Source organism: Bacillus cereus, assembly GCF_015071065.1.
GTDB classification, from domain to species: Bacteria; Bacillota; Bacilli; order Bacillales; family Bacillaceae_G; genus Bacillus_A; species Bacillus_A cereus_BA.
Genome location: NZ_VOVA01000027.1, coordinates 1 through 20,422, shown reverse-complemented (window position 1 = coordinate 20,422; position 20,422 = coordinate 1). Strand labels below are relative to the sequence as shown.

The window sequence follows — 20,422 nt, the reverse complement described above, 5'->3', positions numbered from 1 at the left end:
TTACCCGCGCATCATGATTCCAAAAGAGGCTTTTGCCTTCTGATTGCTTTCATTGCTTATATGAATAGGCCCTTTCATTTGTCACCAATCCAACCTGTCCATCAATATACTGTAACAACTAGTACTATAGTACTAAGTTTAGAAAGGTGATTATTATATGGATATATGTATTATAGGCTCTGGTTATGTTGGGATCACATCAGCAGCAGTATTAGCAGATTTAGGTCATGATGTTATATGTGTAGATAAGGATCAAGAAAAAATTCATTCTCTCCAAAAGGGGGAATGTCCCATTTATGAACCGGATTTAAAGGAGCTTATTCATAAAAATAGAAACCGATTACAATTCAGTTGTGATATCGATAATGCTATTCGACAATCACCCGTTATTTTTATTGCTGTAGGGACTCCTTCTACATCAAGTGGAAAGACGGATTTAAAATATATCTACTCCGTCATTGATCTATTAGTTCCAGCTATAACATCGTATAAAACTATTATTACGAAAAGCACAGTTCCACCAGGTACAAATCAACAATTATATGAAACACTCATTAAATGTGGGGTTTCATCATCCCTATTCAATATTGTTTCCAATCCGGAATTTCTTCGCGAAGGCTCTGCTGTTCGCGATATGCTCATTCCAGATAGAACTATTATAGGTATCCAAAAAGGTGACACAAAGTCGCTAAAAATTATGCAGGATATATATAAAGAAATTAGTGCTCCTTTCCTTTGTACTGGTTTAAATGAAGCAGAGATGATTAAATATACATCCAATGTATTTTTGGCTACAAAAATATCTTTTATAAATGAAATTTCTCGAATTTGTGATGCATATAACATTGACGTTGTTGAAGTGGCAAAAGGAATTGGTTATGATTTTCGAATTAATCCTCATTTTCTTCAAGCGGGAATGGGGTATGGAGGATCATGTTTCCCAAAAGATTTACATTCACTCATCTATACAGCAAATGATAAGCACGTAGCAGTTCCTATTTTACAAGCTGTACAATCCATTAACTCCACACAGATAGATCTCTATGTTGAAAAAATTAAAAAAGTTATAAAAGAACCCTCTTCAAAAAAAATAACGGTTTTAGGAATTGCCTTTAAGCCAAATACTGATGATATTCGTAGCTCCCTTGCTGTAATACTTCTTGAAAAGTTAATCCCTCATGGCTATGACCTACATGCTTATGACCCCAAAGCTTTTCTTCCTCCACATTTAAAAAGACAAGTTACACAGCATGATAACCTAGAATCTTCAATTACAAATTCTGATTGCATTATTATCGCCACGGAATGGAATGAATTTAAAACACTTAATTGGAAACAAGTCAAACAAGTTATGAAGGGATGCACAATCGTGGATGGACGCAATTGCATTGAAAAAGATGAAATAGAAAAATACGGATTACAATATATTGGAGTGGGTCGGTCATGAAAATACTTGTAACAGGAGCCGCTGGTTTCATTGGCTCACATTTGTGTCAAGCGTTACTTAAAAATAGTGCATATCATGTAGTTGGAATTGATCATTTCATCGGTCCTACTCCAGCCACTTTAAAGACAGGTAATATACAATCTCTCGAATTGAATTCACGTTTTCAATTCATACGAGAGGACATTCTAAATACAGATTTACCAAAATTATTACAAGATATAGATGTTGTTTACCATCTGGCTGCTATCCCTGGTGTGAGAACAAGTTGGGGAAAAGATTTTCAGCCTTATGTTACAAATAATATAATGGTTACACAGCAGTTACTTGAAGCCTGTAAACACATAAAATTAGATAAATTTATTCATATATCAACATCTTCTGTTTATGGTGAAAAATCTGGCGCAGTTTCTGAAGATTTATTACCTACCCCTCTATCTCCATACGGTGTTACCAAATTAAGTGGTGAGCACTTATGTCATGTTTATCACAAAAATTTTCACATACCAATTGTTATTTTAAGATATTTCACAGTTTATGGGCCAAGGCAGCGTCCTGATATGGCATTTCATAGATTAATTAAACAACTGCTAGAAGATAAACCTCTCACAATATTTGGTGATGGAACACAAACACGCGATTTTACCTATATTGATGACTGTATAAGAGGAACGGTGGCTGCTTTAGAAACAAAAAAAAATATAATAGGTGAAGTTATCAATATCGGTGGAAAAGAACAAGCATCTATTTTGGACATCATTTCTATGTTAGAAAAAATATTAGGTAAATCAGCAACCAAAAACTTTCTAAAATCAGTTCCTGGGGAACCAAAGCAAACATGGGCAGATATATCTAAGGCTAGTACATTACTGCAATATTCTCCAACAGTTTCTCTATCCGACGGACTGGAAGCAGAATATCATTATATAAAACAACTATACAAAGGGGATTAGTTTATGAAAATTGCATATATATGTACAGAAAAATTACCATCTCCAGCGATTAAAGGTGGAGCAATTCAAATGATGATTGATGGGGTGTCCCCCTATATAAGTCAAGATTATGAACTTACTATTTTCTCTATTTCAGATCCAAGTCTTCCAAATCAAAAAACACAAGATAATGTCAATTACGTGTATCTTCCTCAAAAAGAATATGAACAGCATGTTATAAGAACACTCCAAACCAATACCTTTGATATTATACATGTCTTTAATCGTCCTAAAAATATACCTCTATATAAACAAGCTTCTCCACACAGTAAATTTGTATTAGGTCTTCATAACGATATGTTTGCTGAACATAAATTATCTATTTGTGAAGGCAATCTTATTATTGAAATGGTTACCGCCATTGTGACTGTTAGTAACTATATTAAACAAACTGTGATTGAGAGATTTCCACAAGCTGAAGAAAAGATTTCCATTGTCTACTCCGGTGTTAATTTAAAAAAATCTCCCTCCATCTGGACACCAACAGGACAAAAGATAAGAAATGCATTTCGTACAAAATACGCTATCCAAGATAAAAAAGTGATTCTATTTGTCGGCCGATTATGCAAAAATAAAGGTCCAGACTTACTCATTCACGCTATGAAGAAGATTATTCAAACACATAAAGATACGGTACTTGTAATTGTTGGTGGTAAATGGTTTAGTGATAACCGAGTAAATAAATATGTTAAAAGGCTCTATAAAATAGCCAGGCCACTTAAAGAACACGTAATTTTCACTAAATTTATTCCTGCAGATCAAATTCATAATATATTTCTAATGGGGGATATATTTATATGTAGCTCACAATGGAACGAACCATTGGCACGTGTTCATTATGAAGCAATGGCTGCTGGAATCCCAATTATTACAACAAGCCGTGGGGGAAATGCTGAAGTTATAACAGATGAATATAACGGCTGCCTAGTAGAACAATATAATAATCCAATGGAGTTTGCCAGACTTGTCCATGCTTTGTTATCTCAACGAGAATTTGCACAATGGATTGCTGAAAACGGAAGGAAAATTGTGGAAGAAAACTTTACATTTAAGCATACAGCAAAAAAACTAGATCAGGTATATAAACAAGTAGCAGAAACTACTAATCAACCTGCTAGAAATCTAATACGCCCTCTCAAAATTCTAATTGTTTGAACTGCCCAGCATTTAATGTTCTGATGGGCTATTTGAATTGAGGGATTCCTAAGTACAGAAACTTAACGGTTTCTAACTAATTAAGCTATTCCTGTAGTTCCTAAGGGTAAGAGCTGGAGCACTTTGTTGCTAAGATTCTGTCCTACATTAACATCTCAATCGTAATATGTGTGCTAAAAGAAGGGAAATCCTACTCGCGAAGATTTGGATTTTTAACGTTTTTTTTTGATCAACGCAATTCGAACATAACTGACTAGAAATAAATATTATTGATACAACTCCAATTTGCTTCCCGTACCATTTTGTTTTTTATTGAGTAAACTCGGCAGAGCAAGAATGATACGTTAATCTTTTCCCCATTTTTTTATAAGTATGATTCCGCATAGCGAGGAAACGATTAAATGCAAAACGGCTATAAACAATGGTTCTCGCAATTCAGACTTTGTTTTTTTGATTCGGATAAATGCGAAATTTGTAAACCTTATTGATTAATATGGATTGCACCTCGTCTTTGTGTATGGTACCTGTATTATACAAAAAAGATAGGCTAATGCCTGCCGATATTCAACTCCTACCTAAATTTGGTGCTTCACATCTTTATATTTTTGAGGAAGGAGCCTTCTATCGAAAAAATAAATACGTTTATTTGATTTGAACTACCCCCCACTTAACGACCCTGCGGTCTGTTTGAAGTGGGAGATTCCTGCGAACACCGATGTATTCACCAGTTATCTTAGCAGGCTCTGTCCGCAGTTCCTACGGTGAGAACATAAGTATCTTGCACGTTGACTCACCACGCTTCCTACTTTAGCTTGGTTTTCGCAACTTCGGCAAGCGTGGGGTGATTGAACGTTGAAAATTTTACGGTTGCAACGATTTTTCTGCAACCAACCTCATATCTTCAGTTTTCAAAGAGCAATCTGTACAAGTATATGGTAACAAACATTTTGTCTTACGCCAACCGACATTCATCTCCTACCTATTTGCTGGTGCTATCGCACCTTCACGCAAATTGAGGAAGGAGTCTCTGTCGGAAAATGATAAAGGCTGCCTCTTATGTATATGTTGAAGAACAAAAAACGCTTGGAGAACCAAGCGTATTTTAGTGCTAATTATTTTACGCGTCTTCTTCTTCACCATCGTCGTCTTCATCGTCTTCGTCGTCTTCGTCTTCATCTTCATCGTCTTCATCTTCATCGTCTTCATCTTCATCGTCTTCATCTTCATCGTCTTCATCTTCATCGTCTTCATCTTCATCGTCTTCATCTTCATCGTCTTCATCTTCATCGTCTTCATCTTCATCATCTTCATCGTCTTCATCTTCATCATCTTCATCGTCTTCATCTTCATCTTCATCGTCTTCATCTTCATCGTCTTCATCTTCATCATCTTCATCGTCTTCATCTTCATCGTCTTCATCTTCATCGTCTTCATCGTCTTCATCGTCTTCATCGTCTTCATCTTCATCGTCTTCATCGTCTTCATCGTCATCTTCATCTTCATCGTCTTCATCGTCTTCATCTTCATCGTCTTCATCTTCATCGTCATCGTCATCTTCATCTTCATCGTCTTCGTCTTCATCGTCTTCATCGTCTTCGTCTTCATCTTCATCGTCTTCATCTTCATCTTCATCGTCTTCATCTTCATCTTCATCTTCATCGTCTTCATCTTCGTCTTCGTCGTCTTCGTCGTCTTCGTTTTCGTCGTCTTCGTCTTCGTCGTCTTCTTCTTCTTCCTCGTCTGTAAAGATAACTTCTGTTTCATCAGCATATTGAATTTCAACCTCTACACCATTATGTGTACCAGATTGAATTATTTCAGCTAGAGCTTTTAGAACTTCCTGTAAATCACCATCTGAATTAACACTAAAGCCATTCTCAACATCTAGTTTTATTTTTGCTCTTTTCACATCAGCCATTTACCTAACTCCTTCAATATAGATTTATATATACTATGTTGAAAAAATATGAAAAGATTAATATATTTGCGGAAATTTCATTATTCATTTTCCTTAGCATTCTTTACTAATTTTGCTATCCACGGGGTTTTTAATGGATGATCGGGAGTAATAATTTTGACTTTTACTTTCGGCTTTTCTATTTGAGTTGGAACGACCTCATTTTGTTCTGGGTTTTGTTCTTTTAGTTCTATTGCATTTTGAATCTCTTCATCTTTTACTTCATCAATTATTGTAGTTTTTTGTGGGGATTGCTCTTCTAGTTCTATTGTATTTTTCTTCTTCGCCTTCTTCTTTTTCTTCTTCTTCGTCGTCTTCTTCCTCGTCTTCTGAATCTCTTCATCTTTTACTTCATCAATTATTGTAGTTTTTTGTGGGGATTGCTCTTCTAGTTCTATTGCATTTTGAACCTCTTTATCTTTTACTTCATCAATTATTGTAGTTTTTTGTGGGGATTGCTCTTCTAGTTCTATTGCATTTTGAACCTCTTTATCTTTTACTTCATCAATTATTGTAGTTTTTTGTGGGGATTGCTCTTCTAAATCTAGCAATCCGATTTTGGGTAACTCCTCTAATTCTATTTCCTTAATAATCGCTAAATTCTCTAGCACAGAAGATTCATTTAGTACAATATTTTTTTGCTGCTCATACTCTGACAATTCCCATCCCATTGGCCCTGGTGGAGAAAACACAAATTTCTCTAAATCTAAAATAGGGATTACTATCTCTTCTTGTTCTGAATTCATCTTATTTCCCTCCACTATTGCTCTTGATTTCGTGGTAAATATCAGAGAAATTTTGTAAAAATTCTTCTTTAGAGTCTTCAAGTGCAATGATATTTTGCAATGCCCAAATATACTTTTCATCAGACCAAGAACGCTTTTGTCCTAAATAGTATTTATGTGCAATTGCACAGAATAAGTGAGGAAACGATAAATCAGTCCAAAGAACACGAAATTGTTTTTCTGATAAGGAATTTTCTGAATCATATGCACTCAACATATGAATTGCTAAATTAGTATCCCAAACTGACATTTTTTTCATCACTTTATTTAAAAAGATACGTAGGTCCCTCACGGGTAAATCACTTGTAATAGAATGTAGCTCTTTCATAAACATAGCATCATCTATTTCTGCAAATCTTGCTAAAGTAAAATCTTGCTGACAAAAACTGTTAGATGCAATAACTTCTTTTGTCCATTGGTCATAATATGGGTCATTTATTTCTTGTAATGCTCTCTTACCACGTGCTAACATCTTATCGACGTACTCTAAAAACATAGTTGAAAATACATCATCTGGAAAGGAGAGTGCAATTCTTTTGTTTCCTTCTAATTCTTGTAATTTCCATCTGTATAATTTATGCCATTTTCCTAATCGACTCCGAATTTTACTTTCTTGCATCGGAATATATCCTTCTGATGCTTGATGAAATTTACCTGCATATATTAGTACCTTCTCTAATTGTTCTTTATTATAATATATGACTTCTTTCCCTTGATGCTTATCATATAGTACATACGCATATCCATCAGATCCGATACAAAATCCCTCTCTTTTTGTTTTATGAATTTTTGTAATTGGTAATCCATTTTGAAGGAGATGTAAATGTGCTCCAGCAATAAATAGCATCCTTTTGGGGTGCATATGTGCTTGTTTTAATATTTTCAATCCTTCTTCTGTTTCAACTTCCCAAATTGTTCTCCCACTTCTGCTTGACTGTAAAATGATATTACTTACCTCAAATGAATAAAAGCTAAGGACCTTTTTTAAATGTTCACTCTCTAATCCAGTTGTTTCTTCCAACTCTCATCATCCTCCTCTTAAATTTTATAAAACTTCCCCATACACTTTCATTAAATCCATGGCAACCCGGTCCCAATTAAATTCTTTTTCGACCTTCGCACGTCCATATTTCCCTATCTGTTTTCTTTTATTTTCGTTATTTAATAGATTAATTATCTTTTCTGCATATGCATCAGGATTCTCAAAGTCATTGACAATATATCCATTTTTTCCTTCTTCAATAACTTCAGGATTACCGCCTCGATTACTTGTAATAATTGGTACCCCCGCTGCCATTGCTTCGTAATGTACCCTAGCAAGAGGCTCTTGCCACTGTGAAGAGCAAACAAAAATATCTGACATAGCATAAAGTGTTGAAATATCCTTTGGCTTAACAAATTTAATAAAGACTACATGTTCTGGAAACATTGCGCCTAAGGTATATAAATGTTTTACATAATTATTTACATTGTTATCTCCAAACCATTTTGAACCAATAAAAACCATTACAATGTCTGGATTCTCCTCAATTATTTTAGGGAGAGCTTGTAGCAAAATATGAGGACCCTTTACTTTGCTCAAGCGTCCAACAAACAAAACTATTTTTTTATTTTGTAAATTCAACTGTTTTTGCACATGACTTTTAACTTTTGTACCATTCACGGTCCACGAAGGATAATATTCATTTACATCTACACCAGAATATACTGTTTTTGTCTTTGCTTTTGCAGTTTGAAAGCGCGAGGTAATCGTTTTTCCTATATAATCACTAACTGTTACAATTTTGGAAACAGCTGCAATACATGCTTCACCCTCTTTATCACTTATCTTTTCATATGCAAACATTTCATTATGCACACTTAACACGAATTTGGTCTGTGGTGCCGCCTCACGTAAATTTGTAATCCAATTGGGACGATTACATAAATGAACCACATCATATTTTTCCTGCTCCAAATGTTTAATAACATAAGGCAGATACTCCTCTTCTGGAAAACGTATATACCTTACACCTTTATTCTTTTCTTCTGATTTTAAATTAGGATCTGTTATAGAAATAACTGTCACATTTTTTCCATTTGAAGCAATAATGGAAGCAACAGAATCTATATAAATTTGAATAGCTCCCCCCCGTACAGCTGGTACAGGTAGCTTTTCAGTGGATATTATCGCAATTTTCATTAAATCGCCTCCCTGTTTCATAAAATACAACTTTCTTCATATGTTACGAAGAAACCCTTATATTTGTGAGTTATCAAACGTTTTTTCATCTTTTATAATTGAATTTGGTAAATAGTACTTTTTCTTTTTAAAGGCAAATGGCTAGAGCAAAAATGGTCATGTACCATACAGTAATAAGAGAGTATAAAAGGATGGTGGTATATGTGGAGAATCATAATGAAGAAGCGGTGTATACATTATCGCCCGAAGAGGAGCAAAAATTAGTAGCATTGGCAGAGACAATGATTCAACATTGGGACATTCAAGCGACTACAATCGAATTAATACAAGGTGGACAACTGGCCTTAGTATGGAAAATTCATACTACAGATGGACCATTTTGCTTAAAGAGAATTCATCGTCCTGAAAAAAAGGCTTTATTTTCCATTCATGCTCAAGATTATCTCGCAAAAAAAGGCATGCGTGTTCCGAGCATAATTCCAAGCAAAGTGAATCAGTTATATACAAAACACGGTCCATTTTTATTTGTTGTTTATGAGTGGATTGAGGGAAGACCGTTTGAGCTTACAATGCAAGAAGATCTTGAAATGATTATGAAAGGGTTAGCAGATTTTCATGTAGCTTCTATTGGCTATAAACCGCCACCAGGCATACCGATCTTTACAAAACTGGGACGTTGGCCCAATCATTACATTAAAAGATTTCAGCAGATGGAGATTTGGAAAAATTTATCCGCAACTATGCCGGATGACCCATTTTCACAATTGTACTTGGCTGAAATTGATGCTTTCATTTTAGAAGCAAAGCATACGCACCAAAGACTATTGGAATCTGAATATACAAAATGGACTGATGAATTACAAACATTCCCCAATTTATGTCATCAAGATTATGGAACAGGAAATTCCTTATTAGATCCAAGTAATCAAATTTGGGTAATTGATTTAGATACAGTTTCTTACGATCTCCCTATTCGAGACTTGCGTAAAATGATTATTCCCCTACTAGATACAACTGGTGTTTGGAATGCAGACCAATTTCAAATTATGATTAACGCATATGAGTCAGTTTCTCCTTTAACAGCAGAGCAGAAGAAAATTATGTTCATTGATATGTTATTTCCGTACGAATTGTATGATGTGATTCGTGAAAAATACGTTAGAAAATCACCATTACTTGCTAATGAACTTGCTGAAGCTATGGAATATGAAAGGATTAAGTCAAAAGCTTTAAATATGTTAATAGAGGAATTTTAATACACAATACAAACAATTCTGGGCAAAGATTACTGTTATCTTTTTCCGACAGAAGACTCCCTCCTCAAAAATGTGAAGGTGTGGAACACCAATTTTAGGTGGGAGATGAATGTCGGTAGGCATAAGCCTACGTTTTTACTAGAATCAAGAATAAAAGCCTTGAGAACCATTGGTTGCAGTCGTTTGGTATTTAATCGTTTTCTTACTATGTGGAATCATACTTATAAAGAAGCGGAGAAAGGATTAACGTATCATTTTTTTCTCTGACGAGCGTATTCAATTAAAAAAGAAAATGGTACGTGAAGCAAGATGTAGTTATATCAAAAACATTTATTTCTAGTCAACTATGTTCGAATTGCATTTACCAAAATAAAGACGTTAAAAAATCTTAATCTTCGTGAGTGTGATTGCCCTTCTTGTAGTACATATCACGATAGAGATGTTAATGCAGGACTAAATCTTAGAAACGAATGTCGCTTTTAAATAAAGTCACGGTGTTTATAAAAAAGACACGATCTTTTGAATAAAGTCGCGACGTTTTTCCCCTTTGGATCTGTTTATCTAAAGGGGTGTTTTTATGGTGAAAAGAAGATTTAAACTGAAAGGTAGATTAAGGAACTGTTGAGTAGCAATAAAGTTACTCTACTAAAGGGCCATATTGTTGAGTAAGGCTTATTGAAAAATGACGGTTTATTTTAAGAAAGTAGATCGATAATATAGTAAATAATACTTCCCTTGACCCTGTACTATGGTACAGGGTTTATACTTTATATGAGGTGAGATAGATGCAATATCGTATTGGAGGACTGGCTGAAAAGTGTGGCGTTAACAAGGAGACCATTCGATACTATGAACGTTTAGGCTTAATTCCAGAGCCTAATCGTACCGAAAAAGGATACCGAATGTATTCCCTACAAATGGTCGATCGTTTGAGTTTCATAAAACGGACGCAGGAATTGGGGTTTACCTTAAATGAAATTGACAAATTGCTAGGGGTTGTCGATCGCAATGAAGCAAAGTGCCGTGACATATATGATTTCACTGTTCTTAAATTAGAGGACATCCAACGTAAAATTCAAGGCCTTAAAAAAATTGAACAAATGTTGATAGACCTTAAAGAAAGATGTCCCGAAAACAAAGATATTTACGAATGTCCTATTATCGAAGCCTTAATGGATTCAGAAAAGAAAGCAGAAGAATATTTATAAAAATAATAAATTGTAAAGGTGGAAGAACAATGGAAGATTGTTGTAGTAACCTTAAAGGAATAAAAATTGAAAATAATGGTCATTGTCCATCATGTAAAAATAAAGCTAAGATTGTAAAGTTGATTACACTAAAATCATTGCTTAAACCATCAGCATTAGAAACATTAAATGCTAAAGAAAATCACTATTTTTGTTCAAACGAAGATTGTGATGTAGTCTATTTTGATACGAATAATAAAAAGCATTTTGTATCTGACATAAAGGTAGCTGTACATCAAAAAGATGACTCAGCAACTACACCAATTTGTTATTGTTTTGATTGGACAAAAGAAAAAATTAAACAATATGTGGAAAATGGACTTACTCCTAATCCAGTAGAGCATATTCGCGAAAACATAAAAGAAAACCGATGTGGTTGTGAAGTAAACAATCCACAAGGTAGTTGTTGTTTAGGCAATGTTGCAACTTATATTAGAAAAATGTCATAAGGAACCTAAATGTTGTTTTTTTTCACCAAAATAAATCAATATTCTTCCGCAAAAGGGCACGATTGCGGAAGAATATGGGTAGAAATAATCAAATTTTTTTATAAAAACTAATCTTAAATCTGCTGGAGAAGAATCCATTTTGATCAAACTTTATTTCAAAGCTACAACGAAGCGATCTCTCTCTTAACCGTAGGAACTACAGGGATAGCTTAATTGATTAGAACCGTTAGGTTTCCGTACTTAGGAATATCCCACTTCACACAGTCCGTGAGGAGGTTAAGTGGCGATTAGTTCAATATAAATAAGGAGCAAAGTTCTGTTGCGAAGATCATTTAATAGAGACATAGAACTTACACAGACTGTTCAATTCCAAATTATGATACACTTCCAAATAAAATATGTACAAGCCGACTTTATTTTTGGTAGAGTAGCTATTCCTGATTATGAAAGGAATGTTCAAAAAAACTTAAGTGCCCTTGAAAGATTATGAGAATGAAATAAATAACAATGTTTTTCCCTTTCACATGACACAGCTCTATTGGGGAATACATGTCCCTCTAAAAAGGAGTTTGTAGAATAGCCCCTTCAATATAGTATTTTTAACAATTCTTTGTGTGCAAATAAAAAGAGCATCCACAATTGTTAGATGCTCCTATATATAAAGTGGTTTCCCCCACACTCTAGTATATGCTTGTCATTCTCAAAAGGTGTAGCAAAAAGAAACCTTATTCAGGGCCTTCTCAAAATATAAGGGGTAACTCTAACGTACAGATTAACATTTCCCGATGTCGCTGCTATTATGTGCTTGATATTACTTAATATGCATGAATCTGACACTCCGATCCCTAAAGAGGCAAGGAGTGTCAATCTAAAATATATTGGAATTAACAAAGAAGAAAAAGATAATATTCTTGATACATTTTCGATTTAATTTTGCCATATAATATAAATCAACATTAAAAATCACTCTTTACCCTATTGTTTTTTACATTTTAACGAGAAAACTATTTTACATCACCAATTGCTTGAATAGACTCAAGTCTAACATTAAATTTGTTCGGAAAACCTATAATATTACCAGTTGAATTACTTGCTACTTCTACATTTGGTCCAATAACAGTAACTAAATTTCGACTCACATTCATTATAAAACCTTTAATATGAATTCCTTCTAAAAACAATACAGTACGTAAATGAAGCAACTGATAAGCATATAAAAGTTCTCTAATCTCATTTGTTAATTCTGCAAAATTATTACTAGAACTATTCACTACTGAATGATAAGAAGAAGATCCCTTTAATTCTAAAGAGGTGTTAGAGGACATTTTTGATTTTAATAAAACATCAGAAGATTTTTCTGATTCTAATAAAGTATCAAAATTCCTTCCTGATTTAAATGGAGCGATAAGAGGAATCGGATTTATATCAATCAATCTAAATTTACGTTTACCATTATCAGAATTAAAACAAAACTGACACACCTATACCCCTCCTATAATAAGTATGTATTATATAATAAACACATTATACAAAAATGTACTGGGTATTTATAATACCCAGTACATTTTTAATTTATTATGCTCCTCGATCATCACTTACCGCTAAAATGCTAGCAATCATAACACTAATTTGGTTTGGATTTTCAAGAGTTCCACCGTTCGCATTACTTTCTACTTCAATAGCTTCCCCATTACCACGACGAAGAGTAACAAAATTTGTTCCAATTTGTGTAATAATTCCTTCTACGTGAAATGATGGCAAAAATAATACAACTCTCGCCCCAACCAATTGAAATGCTTGCAACAGAGTTAGAATTTCATCATTATCCATTCTCTATAACCTTCCTTTACTTCTAATTTTGACACCTAACAATGTAATTCTATTAAATTAACTTATTATTAGTTATCAAAATAGAATATGTTCGAGCATAAGAATTGAAATAGACAAGTTGGCAAATTTTTTTTAATAATACGTTATTAGGATATAATATTTAAGGGATGATACATAAAAAGATCCTTATTAAACAAATTTCATAATTAAATAAAAAATCCACACTTAACTAGACTCATATACTCACACCATCCTTTCTAGACGAGCATAAGATGTACTGACGAACGAAAGGGGGTAATTTTATGGGTTTTGGTTTTGGTGGAGGTTGTGATTTTAACAGATGTGATCATCACAGACGAGAACATCACAGAAAAGAAGAAAGAGAAGACAATAGAAGAGAAATGAATAACAATCCAGAGTTATTACAATTCTTAAGAACATTAACTCCTGGTACTTGTATTGTTATTCAATATGATTGTCAACCACCTACAAGTGCAACATTCCAAGGTTTTCAAGGAAACAACGTAATCATTTTATCTGACTTTGATTGTTTCCCGGGATTAGCACGTATTGCAATTAACAAAATTAACGTAATCTCTATAAATTCACCTGATTGTGATCGTTTCTGTTGTAAACGTCGCAGACATTGTAAAGAACATGACGAACATAAACATGATCATAGAGAAGATTAATAAATTTTAATTAAAAGAAAAATCTTTCCCTTAATTTATAAGCCAATTTGCAAGAAAAACACCTATTAAAAAATAGGTGTTTTTCTTTTCTAAATTATATTAACTGAACATAAATAATAAACCATTTCATATAGCTGACATATACTATTGTAAGGTCGGCATCCAAATGACCCAAATAAATACCCATGCCAAGAAATAAAACTACAAAGTATTTCTTGGCACCTTTTACATAAAATAAATAAATTTATTAAAAATGTACAAACCTAATTAAAAACCTACACATATAATGTATTCTACCTTTCTATAAACTTATTAAAGGGATTTATTTTATATAAATCCCTTCTTTTTTAAGTATTTAAATATTTCGTTTAATCTACATAACATAATAATTCCTAAAAAAATAAGATAAGAGCTTTCCCCCTATCTTTTACTTATATTTATTTAAAATGCTATTAAATTACTCGTTGAACACTAATAGCATCTAGGCTTGTCATATTAATATTCGCAGTAGCATCCACCCAAATAAGAAATCCATCCTCTACACGAATAAAGACTCCTATTCCATCGATCGGATCTCCACCTGAAAAAACTCTAATTTTGTCGCCTTCCCGTAAACCATTTAATCTTCTTCGTCCTTCAAAATTCCTCAATTCTCTTGCTTCCTCACGGTCTCTTTTTCTTCGGTTTCTATTACATTCATCACATTCACATCTACGTTCAAAAGACATTTAACATAACCCCTTTTTCCTAAAAAACTTATTTGTACTATATATTATGAAAGAAATAAATTAATGGAGTAGATGTTCTTCCTCTATCAAGTGCCTAATTAACTAATTTATCAAAAAAAAATTACTAATTTCAACAATTGTACAAGCCATTTTGTATTACTTACATACATTAACAATGAGATGATAATCATCTTATACCCCAAAACCCTAAATTACCTGTTCGGTAACTATCTTTAAAAGATAGAAAAAAGGACAGTTGAAAACTGTCCTTTTTTATTATTTACAAAGATATATATTTGGAAAATTAAACACCTCTTACTAATAAATACATATATTAGGTTCTGGTGCAAAAAGATAATAAATAAAAAAGAATCTAGGATTCCTAACGGAATCACCTGTTAAGCAGTTAATCCAAACAGCTGGTTGATAAAAACATTCTGATTTTGGACAGACTGGTCCTGCAAATCAATTTGTTCTTTTTTGACCATATGCATGGCTTCAACACCACTCAATAAAGAGGCTGATGTTTTGTATGATTTAAATCCCAACATAGAACGTATACGTTTTTTAATAAAACGATGATCTTGTTCTACTATGTTATTTAAATATTTTATCCTTCGGATTTTGGTACCTATTGGTATCCTTTTTTCTTTCTTCAACTGTTCGATAGCAATTGGATAAGCAGGGTTCTTATCAACCGTGATGATACGAGGTTTTGAGACATGAAAAGACCGCAAGGCTTTCTTGAAGAATCGCTTTGCAACCTTATGATTTCTAGATTTACTCAAATAAAAGTCAATCGTGTTTCCTTCAGAATCAACGGCACGATATAAATACATCCATTGTCCTTTTACTTTTATATATGTTTCGTCCACTCTCCATGAGTTATTCGTTTGTTTGAGATGAGGTCGAATTCGTTTATCAAACTCCGGCCCATATTGATGTACCCATCGCATAATAGTTGTATGAGCCAGGAATAACCCTCGTTCCTCCATCATTTCCACCAAATCACGAAAGCTTAAGTTGTACCGTAGGTACCAACGTACAGTTAATAAGATGATGTCTGGTTGATAATGTTTCCACTTAAATAAATTCTCCTTTTCCATACTGATCACACACCTTTTATAGAGTAGTACTATCAGTATTTCCAAGTTTGATAGACCATTTTCATATACTTCAAAGTTTTTGCACCAGAACCAGATATTCAATTAATGCAGGTATTAAGAGAAATACAAGATAGTAAGCGCCTAATAGCAGCTTCAGAACAGAAAAAATCATTTTGGAGTCGTCTATTGAGTAAATAAATAAGATTTAATGATAGAAAGAAAAGCTCGTTTCTTATCATTTTCCAAATAAGAAACGAGCTTTTCTTTTCTAGTATCCGAATCCGCCGCCGCCGCCCCAACAACTACATCCAATAATGATTAACAGGATGAATAGAACGATTAGTAAAGCAAATCCGCCACCAAAGCCACCGCAAGAACCACCGAAACTCATATTTTTCCCTCCTTTAATTAGGAGATAGAACAATGGGCAAGTTATTATGTCATTTTAATGGATTCACTTTACTTTATGTCTTTATGGATTAATTGAGCAGGTCCGTTTATAAATAAAGAAAAGACACTCTCAAGAGTGCCTCTTTTTAGCAGTCAGATCCACCGCCCCAACAGCTAGCTCCAACTATGATTAATAGGATAAAGAGTACAATGAGTAAGGCGAATCCGCCACCCCAGCCACAGCTACCACCGTATCCACAACTACCACCATAGCCCATATCGATCGCTCCTTTTGGTAAGAGGAAAAAATTTAAGGTCACACATGTACGTTAACGGATTTATTTTACTTTATGTTTTTATGGATTAATTGAGCAGGTCCGTTTATAAATAAAGAAAAGACACTCAAGTGAGTACCTTCCTCCAACTTGAACCACTTTAATTTTAATAATATGTACGTTTGTTAATTGGGGTAGCACGCACATTTTAACATTTTTATACGCTAAGGGATTCTCAAAACTCAATAATACGATTTGAATTGAAATTTTGGGTTAAAGATGAGTTTTGAGACACTATTTAAGCTCTTTTCATCACCTTTTACAATGAAGTACATTTGTCACAAATACCTACGTTTTTGTAAGATCAACGTTTTCTTATGGCAAATTTTGCTTAGCGTATATTTTCGTTAAAATGTTGTTGGTACACCTATTTCAGATTGTTGAAGAGTATATTTGAAAAATAGGTTTAAGTTGATAATTTTATAAAATAAAAGAAGGCGTTCCATATTTGGAATGCCTTTTCTTGATGCTTTGTTGCTAATGTGGGTTGTTAAGTTATTTTAATTTGATTACGTACTGCTTATCTTGCAACAACAAGAACTCGGTGAGGTATCATTTGAGGTGTTTGACTGTCTGTAGGTATTATATGTCCCGAATACATCTAATATGGCATACCAGAATAAGGCATCATCTGTCCTGAATGCATTTGAGATGGCATACCAGAATAAGGCATCATATGTCCTGAATACATTTGGGATGGCATACCAGAATAAGGCATCATCTGTCCTGAATACATTTGAGATGGCATACCAGAATAAGGCATCATCTGTCCTGAATACATTTGAGATGGCATACCAGAATAAGGCATCATCTGTCCTGAATACATTTGAGACGGTCTACTAGAATAAAGCATTATTTGCTGTACCCCCTTTTATAAAAGCGTAGTCATTTAATCAATACATATTGTATGAAGGGAATAAGAATGGTGTAACTATCTATAATTTTGCTTATTGTGACCTTAAACAAGTTAAATTTCATACAATAAATAATTAATTAATTGACCATTTTATCAATTTGTGGAGGTACAAATAGTGGCTTATTATCATGATACTCGACAAAAGTTGCCTCATCCTATTCTTTTGGAGGCTAGACAAATTGAACCAAATCAAATTTTAATTACCTATGATCAGAGGACTAATCTAGCATCTGCAACAAATGTTTCAAATTACTGGATTAGAAGTAATATAGAACATCCCATTACCAATGGAATCACAACTGAGGGAATGGACTGGGCACTTACAGAATCAAACTCAATACGTCCTGATGTAGCAATGATTACACCTATTGACAATACCAATATGAGATTCATCATGACATTTAGATTTAAAGCTATCTCAGGTCTAATGCATATCGTGCTCCCTTGTTTTGTGAATTTAGAGGAGAAGACAGGTTTTGATGGTGAGAACTGGGGTCCTTTCAGTAGAAATGCGTTTATCGCCATGTAAATTAAAATTGAATTAATGTAGTGCAACATTTTTTTTCGATTAATCGAACTATGAATTTAAAATATAGTCACAATGTTTATAAGAAAGATGCGAAGTTTTGAAAAAAAGCAGTTCTCTTAGAACAAAGTTTTAAAACTTTTAAAGTAAGATCTAGTACAATTTTTTCACGAAGAGTATCAAATGCTTCGTTTAAATTTGTTGGACAAGGGGAGAAAACTTGGAAAAGAATTTAGAGGGCATTTACTGAATTTTTTATCGCGAATTCAAATCAAAAGTCTGCATATATTATCTAGGTAATTTATCTATTTCAAAAAAAAATGGAGGAATACTATGTTAACTAATTTTCCTCGACAAATGATTGCTCATCCTATACTTCTCGAGGCTAGACAAATTAATCTTAATCAAATTTTAATAACTTATGATAAAGCAACTGATTTGGCATCTGCAACAAATGTCTCGAATTATTGGATTAGAAGTAATATGGGTCCCGTTGGTATTGCTAGTGTAGGGATGAAAGATGCACTTACGGCGGAAAACGCTATACGTCCAGATATGGGAATGATAGCACCCGTTGATAATTCGAAAATGAAATTTGTCATAACTTTTAGGGTTAATGCAATGAGAGGTGTAATGCATACTGTACTTCCATGTTTCGTTAACTTAGAGGGAATGTCAGGTTTCATGGGAGAAAATTGGGGCCCTAATAGCATGAATATGTTTATTGGTATGTAGGTAAAAAAAGAAGTGGGTAATTAATGCGAAAAGATGGAAAATTACAAGGCGTTATTATTTTAACGTTTTGTGATTCTTCGTCTTTTATATTTTATAGGTGTTTTTGTTGATTTGAAATAAAGTTCGATGATTTATAAAAAAGATTGATAATTTGTAAAAAGGTTTATTAAGTTAATTTAATTAAACTTTATTCCAAGGCTACAACAGATAAAGTATAGTCCATAGACTAGAAGCGTGTTTCATTTATTTATTATAATCCACTTTTTTAATGTAGTTTCATCAACCTTATCATAATTTATACAAATAAAATTTTTTAAAAAAATCCATCATATAAAAAATATGATGGATTTAAGTGATACAGATAAAAGTTATCTTTGCATTCCTTAGCGCCTATTCCAAGGGAGAAACTATTCATAAATTATGCTCTTATTATGAGTTTGAGTCTGTCTTCTTAAAATAAATATAATAAAATGTAAAAAAATCTTCGTTTAAAAAACGAAGATTATATATATATCTTACCTACACCATTTTAACTATATTTTACAGATATTTATAATATGCTAGTTTTAAAAACAAATACGTTTTTTTGCAAGGGTCTCTACAATATATAATTTGATAATCATAATTATTTTTAAAGGAATACATGTATTAGCTTGTCTTATAGATTCATTTGTTATTGTATGATGTTGATTTTATAGATTAAAAATCGTGAAATGAAATACAATCATAGACCATGCTCCAATTTGACATCACATAAATATGTATACTATGTGGTTCTTTTATGGAGGTGAGTCTATGCAAATGTCAATGCCTTACGGAACTGGTGGGATGCAGAAATGTCGTTGTTGCCAAGGTGAAGGATTTTGTCGTTATTGTAGTGGTATGGGTATGTGTTGTTGTTGTGGTGGAAGTGGATGTCATCATTGTCAAGGAAGTGGATGTTGTCCGTGTTGTCACAGTGGCAGAAAATGTGGGTGTTGTGGTGGATCAGGTATTCAGTCGCCAATAGGTGGAATGAAATGAATGTAATTAAACGAGTTATATATGGCGGCTGTCAACGGTAAGCGGACCGGAGGGAGCATTAAGGAGTTGACAGATTCACTACACCCCAAACCCTCTTGTGGTTGTCAAACGGTACGCGTTTGACCCTGCCTACCGGCGAGGGAGCCCCCTCAAAAAATGAGGGGGGTGGGGGTTTTTTTATGGGGGCTGTGGAAGAGTTCCCCAGTGGGTTTGGGCAAAGCCCAAGGTGTGTTGTTGCCATGCTGTGCATGGTTCGGCAAAGCCGAAATGCGTCGCAGACCCCTATACTTATGGTATCAATTAATCTAGGGAAAGTGGTGGCATTTTATGTTGGGTTCTATCTCATTTAATCAATCTCACCAAAGTTCATTGAGCCATAATAACAGAGAAAATATCCATGGAAATCCTGGCATAAATCCATCCAGGTTAGAGGAGAATATTTACTTTGTTCAAAAGGACATCCGAAGGGTTCTGGTGCAAAAACTTCAGGATAATTACAATAAATCTATAAAACTTGGACATACTGATACTATTACTCTAGAAAGGGTGTGTGATTAGTATGGAAAAGGAAAGTTTGTTCAAATGGAAGCATTATCAACCAGACGTTATTTTGTTAACAGTGAGATGGTACCTGCGGTACAACTTGAGTTTTCGTAATGTAGTGGAAATGATGA

The 20,422-nt window shown here is 33.7% G+C and carries 23 protein-coding genes and 4 pseudogenes; 15 read left to right on the top strand and 12 right to left on the bottom strand.

Annotated features, from left to right (window positions below; translation table 11 throughout):
* Positions 1-157: 157 nt before the first annotated feature.
* From FT637_RS27510 to FT637_RS27500, 3 genes are read left to right on the top strand one after another with little or no spacing between them, the layout of a single operon-like run.
* Complete coding sequence (locus FT637_RS27510) at positions 158-1,447, top strand: UDP-glucose dehydrogenase family protein (protein ID WP_193648953.1); 1,290 nt, start codon at positions 158-160, stop codon at positions 1,445-1,447.
* The gene (locus FT637_RS27505; RefSeq protein ID WP_193648952.1) at positions 1,444-2,397 is read left to right on the top strand and encodes an NAD-dependent epimerase/dehydratase family protein; all 954 of its coding nucleotides are present in this window, start codon (positions 1,444-1,446) and stop codon (positions 2,395-2,397) included. Before FT637_RS27510 ends, FT637_RS27505 begins: the two co-directional genes overlap by 4 nt.
* Before the next feature lie 3 nt (positions 2,398-2,400).
* On the top strand, positions 2,401-3,591 hold the full coding sequence (locus tag FT637_RS27500; protein ID WP_193648951.1) for a glycosyltransferase family 4 protein: 1,191 nt from the start codon (positions 2,401-2,403) through the stop codon (positions 3,589-3,591).
* Between the two features lie 309 nt (positions 3,592-3,900).
* On the opposite strand, the gene FT637_RS30175 is transcribed toward FT637_RS27500, so the two are convergent.
* The 5 genes from FT637_RS30175 to FT637_RS27475 all read right to left on the bottom strand — a co-directional run bounded on the left by FT637_RS30175 (position 3,901) and on the right by FT637_RS27475 (position 8,515).
* Positions 3,901-4,014 (bottom strand): helix-turn-helix domain-containing protein, encoded by a 114-nt coding sequence (locus FT637_RS30175; protein WP_319805974.1) that lies wholly within the window; start codon positions 4,012-4,014, stop codon positions 3,901-3,903.
* A 694-nt stretch (positions 4,015-4,708) separates the two neighbouring features.
* Positions 4,709-5,509: an AAA family ATPase gene (locus FT637_RS27490; protein WP_193648950.1), complete on the bottom strand. Its 801-nt coding sequence runs from the start codon at positions 5,507-5,509 to the stop codon at positions 4,709-4,711.
* An 80-nt stretch (positions 5,510-5,589) separates the two neighbouring features.
* Positions 5,590-6,294, bottom strand: coding sequence for a hypothetical protein (locus tag FT637_RS27485; protein ID WP_193648949.1), 705 nt, complete (start codon positions 6,292-6,294; stop codon positions 5,590-5,592).
* 1 nt (position 6,295) lies between these two features.
* Positions 6,296-7,354 carry a spore coat putative kinase CotS gene (cotS, locus tag FT637_RS27480; protein WP_193648948.1) on the bottom strand — a complete coding sequence of 353 codons (1,059 nt, stop codon included), beginning with the start codon at positions 7,352-7,354 and terminating at the stop codon, positions 6,296-6,298.
* A gap of 24 nt (positions 7,355-7,378) precedes the next feature.
* Positions 7,379-8,515: a glycosyltransferase family 4 protein gene (locus FT637_RS27475; protein ID WP_193648947.1), complete on the bottom strand. Its 1,137-nt coding sequence runs from the start codon at positions 8,513-8,515 to the stop codon at positions 7,379-7,381.
* Positions 8,516-8,667: 152 nt separating this feature from the next.
* Between FT637_RS27475 and FT637_RS27470 the strand changes: the two genes are divergently transcribed.
* From FT637_RS27470 to FT637_RS27450, 5 genes and pseudogenes are all read left to right on the top strand, one after another.
* Complete coding sequence (locus FT637_RS27470; RefSeq protein ID WP_193648963.1) at positions 8,668-9,771, top strand: CotS family spore coat protein; 1,104 nt, start codon at positions 8,668-8,670, stop codon at positions 9,769-9,771.
* A gap of 105 nt (positions 9,772-9,876) precedes the next feature.
* Complete coding sequence (locus FT637_RS30715; protein WP_227493986.1) at positions 9,877-10,038, top strand: helix-turn-helix domain-containing protein; 162 nt, start codon at positions 9,877-9,879, stop codon at positions 10,036-10,038.
* A 17-nt stretch (positions 10,039-10,055) separates the two neighbouring features.
* Positions 10,056-10,254 (top strand): annotated as a pseudogene (locus FT637_RS27460) (zinc ribbon domain-containing protein); the annotation flags it as partial.
* Positions 10,255-10,556: 302 nt separating this feature from the next.
* A complete protein-coding gene (gene merR1 / locus FT637_RS27455; protein ID WP_193648946.1) occupies positions 10,557-10,979 on the top strand; it encodes a mercury resistance transcriptional regulator MerR1 in 423 nt (140 codons plus the stop codon).
* A 29-nt stretch (positions 10,980-11,008) separates the two neighbouring features.
* Entirely contained in the window at positions 11,009-11,467 is a 459-nt protein-coding gene (locus tag FT637_RS27450; protein WP_193648945.1) for a putative iron-sulfur cluster-binding metallochaperone, read from the top strand.
* A gap of 1,004 nt (positions 11,468-12,471) precedes the next feature.
* On the opposite strand, the gene FT637_RS27445 is transcribed toward FT637_RS27450, so the two are convergent.
* Together FT637_RS27445 and FT637_RS27440 are read right to left on the bottom strand one after the other, a co-directional pair.
* Positions 12,472-12,948: a hypothetical protein gene (locus FT637_RS27445; RefSeq protein WP_193648944.1), complete on the bottom strand. Its 477-nt coding sequence runs from the start codon at positions 12,946-12,948 to the stop codon at positions 12,472-12,474.
* Between the two features lie 94 nt (positions 12,949-13,042).
* Entirely contained in the window at positions 13,043-13,297 is a 255-nt protein-coding gene (locus FT637_RS27440) for a hypothetical protein (protein ID WP_193648943.1), read from the bottom strand.
* 302 nt (positions 13,298-13,599) lie between these two features.
* Between FT637_RS27440 and FT637_RS27435 the strand changes: the two genes are divergently transcribed.
* A complete protein-coding gene (locus FT637_RS27435) occupies positions 13,600-13,989 on the top strand; it encodes a hypothetical protein (protein ID WP_097833033.1) in 390 nt (129 codons plus the stop codon).
* Between the two features lie 452 nt (positions 13,990-14,441).
* Here FT637_RS27435 and FT637_RS27430 read toward each other — a convergent pair whose 3' ends face one another.
* Together FT637_RS27430 and FT637_RS27425 are read right to left on the bottom strand one after the other, a co-directional pair.
* Entirely contained in the window at positions 14,442-14,717 is a 276-nt protein-coding gene (locus tag FT637_RS27430; protein WP_193648942.1) for a hypothetical protein, read from the bottom strand.
* 398 nt (positions 14,718-15,115) lie between these two features.
* The gene (locus tag FT637_RS27425) at positions 15,116-15,823 is read right to left on the bottom strand and encodes an IS6 family transposase (protein WP_193648941.1); all 708 of its coding nucleotides are present in this window, start codon (positions 15,821-15,823) and stop codon (positions 15,116-15,118) included.
* 93 nt (positions 15,824-15,916) lie between these two features.
* Here FT637_RS27425 and FT637_RS27420 point away from each other — a divergent pair.
* Positions 15,917-16,021: pseudogene (locus tag FT637_RS27420) on the top strand (DUF3967 domain-containing protein); the annotation flags it as partial.
* A 70-nt stretch (positions 16,022-16,091) separates the two neighbouring features.
* Here FT637_RS27420 and FT637_RS27415 read toward each other — a convergent pair.
* The 3 genes from FT637_RS27415 to FT637_RS27405 all read right to left on the bottom strand — a co-directional run bounded on the left by FT637_RS27415 (position 16,092) and on the right by FT637_RS27405 (position 17,401).
* Positions 16,092-16,214 carry a YjcZ family sporulation protein gene (locus FT637_RS27415; RefSeq protein WP_053081437.1) on the bottom strand — a complete coding sequence of 41 codons (123 nt, stop codon included), beginning with the start codon at positions 16,212-16,214 and terminating at the stop codon, positions 16,092-16,094.
* 145 nt (positions 16,215-16,359) lie between these two features.
* Positions 16,360-16,491, bottom strand: coding sequence for a YjcZ family sporulation protein (locus FT637_RS27410; RefSeq protein ID WP_193648939.1), 132 nt, complete (start codon positions 16,489-16,491; stop codon positions 16,360-16,362).
* A 658-nt stretch (positions 16,492-17,149) separates the two neighbouring features.
* On the bottom strand, positions 17,150-17,401 hold the full coding sequence (locus FT637_RS27405) for a hypothetical protein (protein WP_193648938.1): 252 nt from the start codon (positions 17,399-17,401) through the stop codon (positions 17,150-17,152).
* Positions 17,402-17,579: 178 nt separating this feature from the next.
* Between FT637_RS27405 and FT637_RS27400 the strand changes: the two genes are divergently transcribed.
* The 5 genes and pseudogenes from FT637_RS27400 to FT637_RS27380 all read left to right on the top strand — a co-directional run.
* Entirely contained in the window at positions 17,580-17,993 is a 414-nt protein-coding gene (locus tag FT637_RS27400) for a hypothetical protein (protein ID WP_319805973.1), read from the top strand.
* A 330-nt stretch (positions 17,994-18,323) separates the two neighbouring features.
* Positions 18,324-18,725, top strand: a complete 402-nt coding sequence (locus FT637_RS27395) for a hypothetical protein (protein ID WP_193648937.1) — start codon at positions 18,324-18,326, stop codon at positions 18,723-18,725.
* Positions 18,726-19,520: 795 nt separating this feature from the next.
* A complete protein-coding gene (locus FT637_RS27390) occupies positions 19,521-19,748 on the top strand; it encodes a hypothetical protein (protein ID WP_193648936.1) in 228 nt (75 codons plus the stop codon).
* A gap of 327 nt (positions 19,749-20,075) precedes the next feature.
* Positions 20,076-20,261 (top strand): annotated as a pseudogene (locus FT637_RS27385) (mobilization protein); the annotation flags it as partial.
* A 46-nt stretch (positions 20,262-20,307) separates the two neighbouring features.
* A pseudogene (locus tag FT637_RS27380) lies at positions 20,308-20,422 on the top strand (IS6 family transposase); the annotation flags it as partial.

Excerpts from the sequence above, each read along its gene's own strand:
- FT637_RS27510 (WP_193648953.1), top strand. The coding sequence starts at position 158 with ATGGATATATGTATTATAGGCTCTGGTTATGTTGGGATCACATCAGCA.
- FT637_RS27505 (WP_193648952.1), top strand. The coding sequence starts at position 1,444 with ATGAAAATACTTGTAACAGGAGCCGCTGGTTTCATTGGCTCACATTTG.
- FT637_RS27500 (WP_193648951.1), top strand. The coding sequence starts at position 2,401 with ATGAAAATTGCATATATATGTACAGAAAAATTACCATCTCCAGCGATT.
- FT637_RS27490 (WP_193648950.1), bottom strand. The coding sequence starts at position 5,509 with ATGGCTGATGTGAAAAGAGCAAAAATAAAACTAGATGTTGAGAATGGC.
- FT637_RS27485 (WP_193648949.1), bottom strand. The coding sequence starts at position 6,294 with ATGAATTCAGAACAAGAAGAGATAGTAATCCCTATTTTAGATTTAGAG.
- FT637_RS27475 (WP_193648947.1), bottom strand. The coding sequence starts at position 8,515 with ATGAAAATTGCGATAATATCCACTGAAAAGCTACCTGTACCAGCTGTA.
- FT637_RS27470 (WP_193648963.1), top strand. The coding sequence starts at position 8,668 with ATGGTCATGTACCATACAGTAATAAGAGAGTATAAAAGGATGGTGGTA.
- FT637_RS30715 (WP_227493986.1), top strand. The coding sequence starts at position 9,877 with ATGAATGTCGGTAGGCATAAGCCTACGTTTTTACTAGAATCAAGAATA.
- merR1 (WP_193648946.1), top strand. The coding sequence starts at position 10,557 with ATGCAATATCGTATTGGAGGACTGGCTGAAAAGTGTGGCGTTAACAAG.
- FT637_RS27450 (WP_193648945.1), top strand. The coding sequence starts at position 11,009 with ATGGAAGATTGTTGTAGTAACCTTAAAGGAATAAAAATTGAAAATAAT.
- FT637_RS27440 (WP_193648943.1), bottom strand. The coding sequence starts at position 13,297 with ATGGATAATGATGAAATTCTAACTCTGTTGCAAGCATTTCAATTGGTT.
- FT637_RS27435 (WP_097833033.1), top strand. The coding sequence starts at position 13,600 with ATGGGTTTTGGTTTTGGTGGAGGTTGTGATTTTAACAGATGTGATCAT.
- FT637_RS27430 (WP_193648942.1), bottom strand. The coding sequence starts at position 14,717 with ATGTCTTTTGAACGTAGATGTGAATGTGATGAATGTAATAGAAACCGA.
- FT637_RS27425 (WP_193648941.1), bottom strand. The coding sequence starts at position 15,823 with ATGGAAAAGGAGAATTTATTTAAGTGGAAACATTATCAACCAGACATC.
- FT637_RS27415 (WP_053081437.1), bottom strand. The coding sequence starts at position 16,214 with ATGAGTTTCGGTGGTTCTTGCGGTGGCTTTGGTGGCGGATTTGCTTTA.
- FT637_RS27410 (WP_193648939.1), bottom strand. The coding sequence starts at position 16,491 with ATGGGCTATGGTGGTAGTTGTGGATACGGTGGTAGCTGTGGCTGGGGT.
- FT637_RS27405 (WP_193648938.1), bottom strand. The coding sequence starts at position 17,401 with ATGCTTTATTCTAGTAGACCGTCTCAAATGTATTCAGGACAGATGATG.
- FT637_RS27395 (WP_193648937.1), top strand. The coding sequence starts at position 18,324 with ATGTTAACTAATTTTCCTCGACAAATGATTGCTCATCCTATACTTCTC.
- FT637_RS27390 (WP_193648936.1), top strand. The coding sequence starts at position 19,521 with ATGCAAATGTCAATGCCTTACGGAACTGGTGGGATGCAGAAATGTCGT.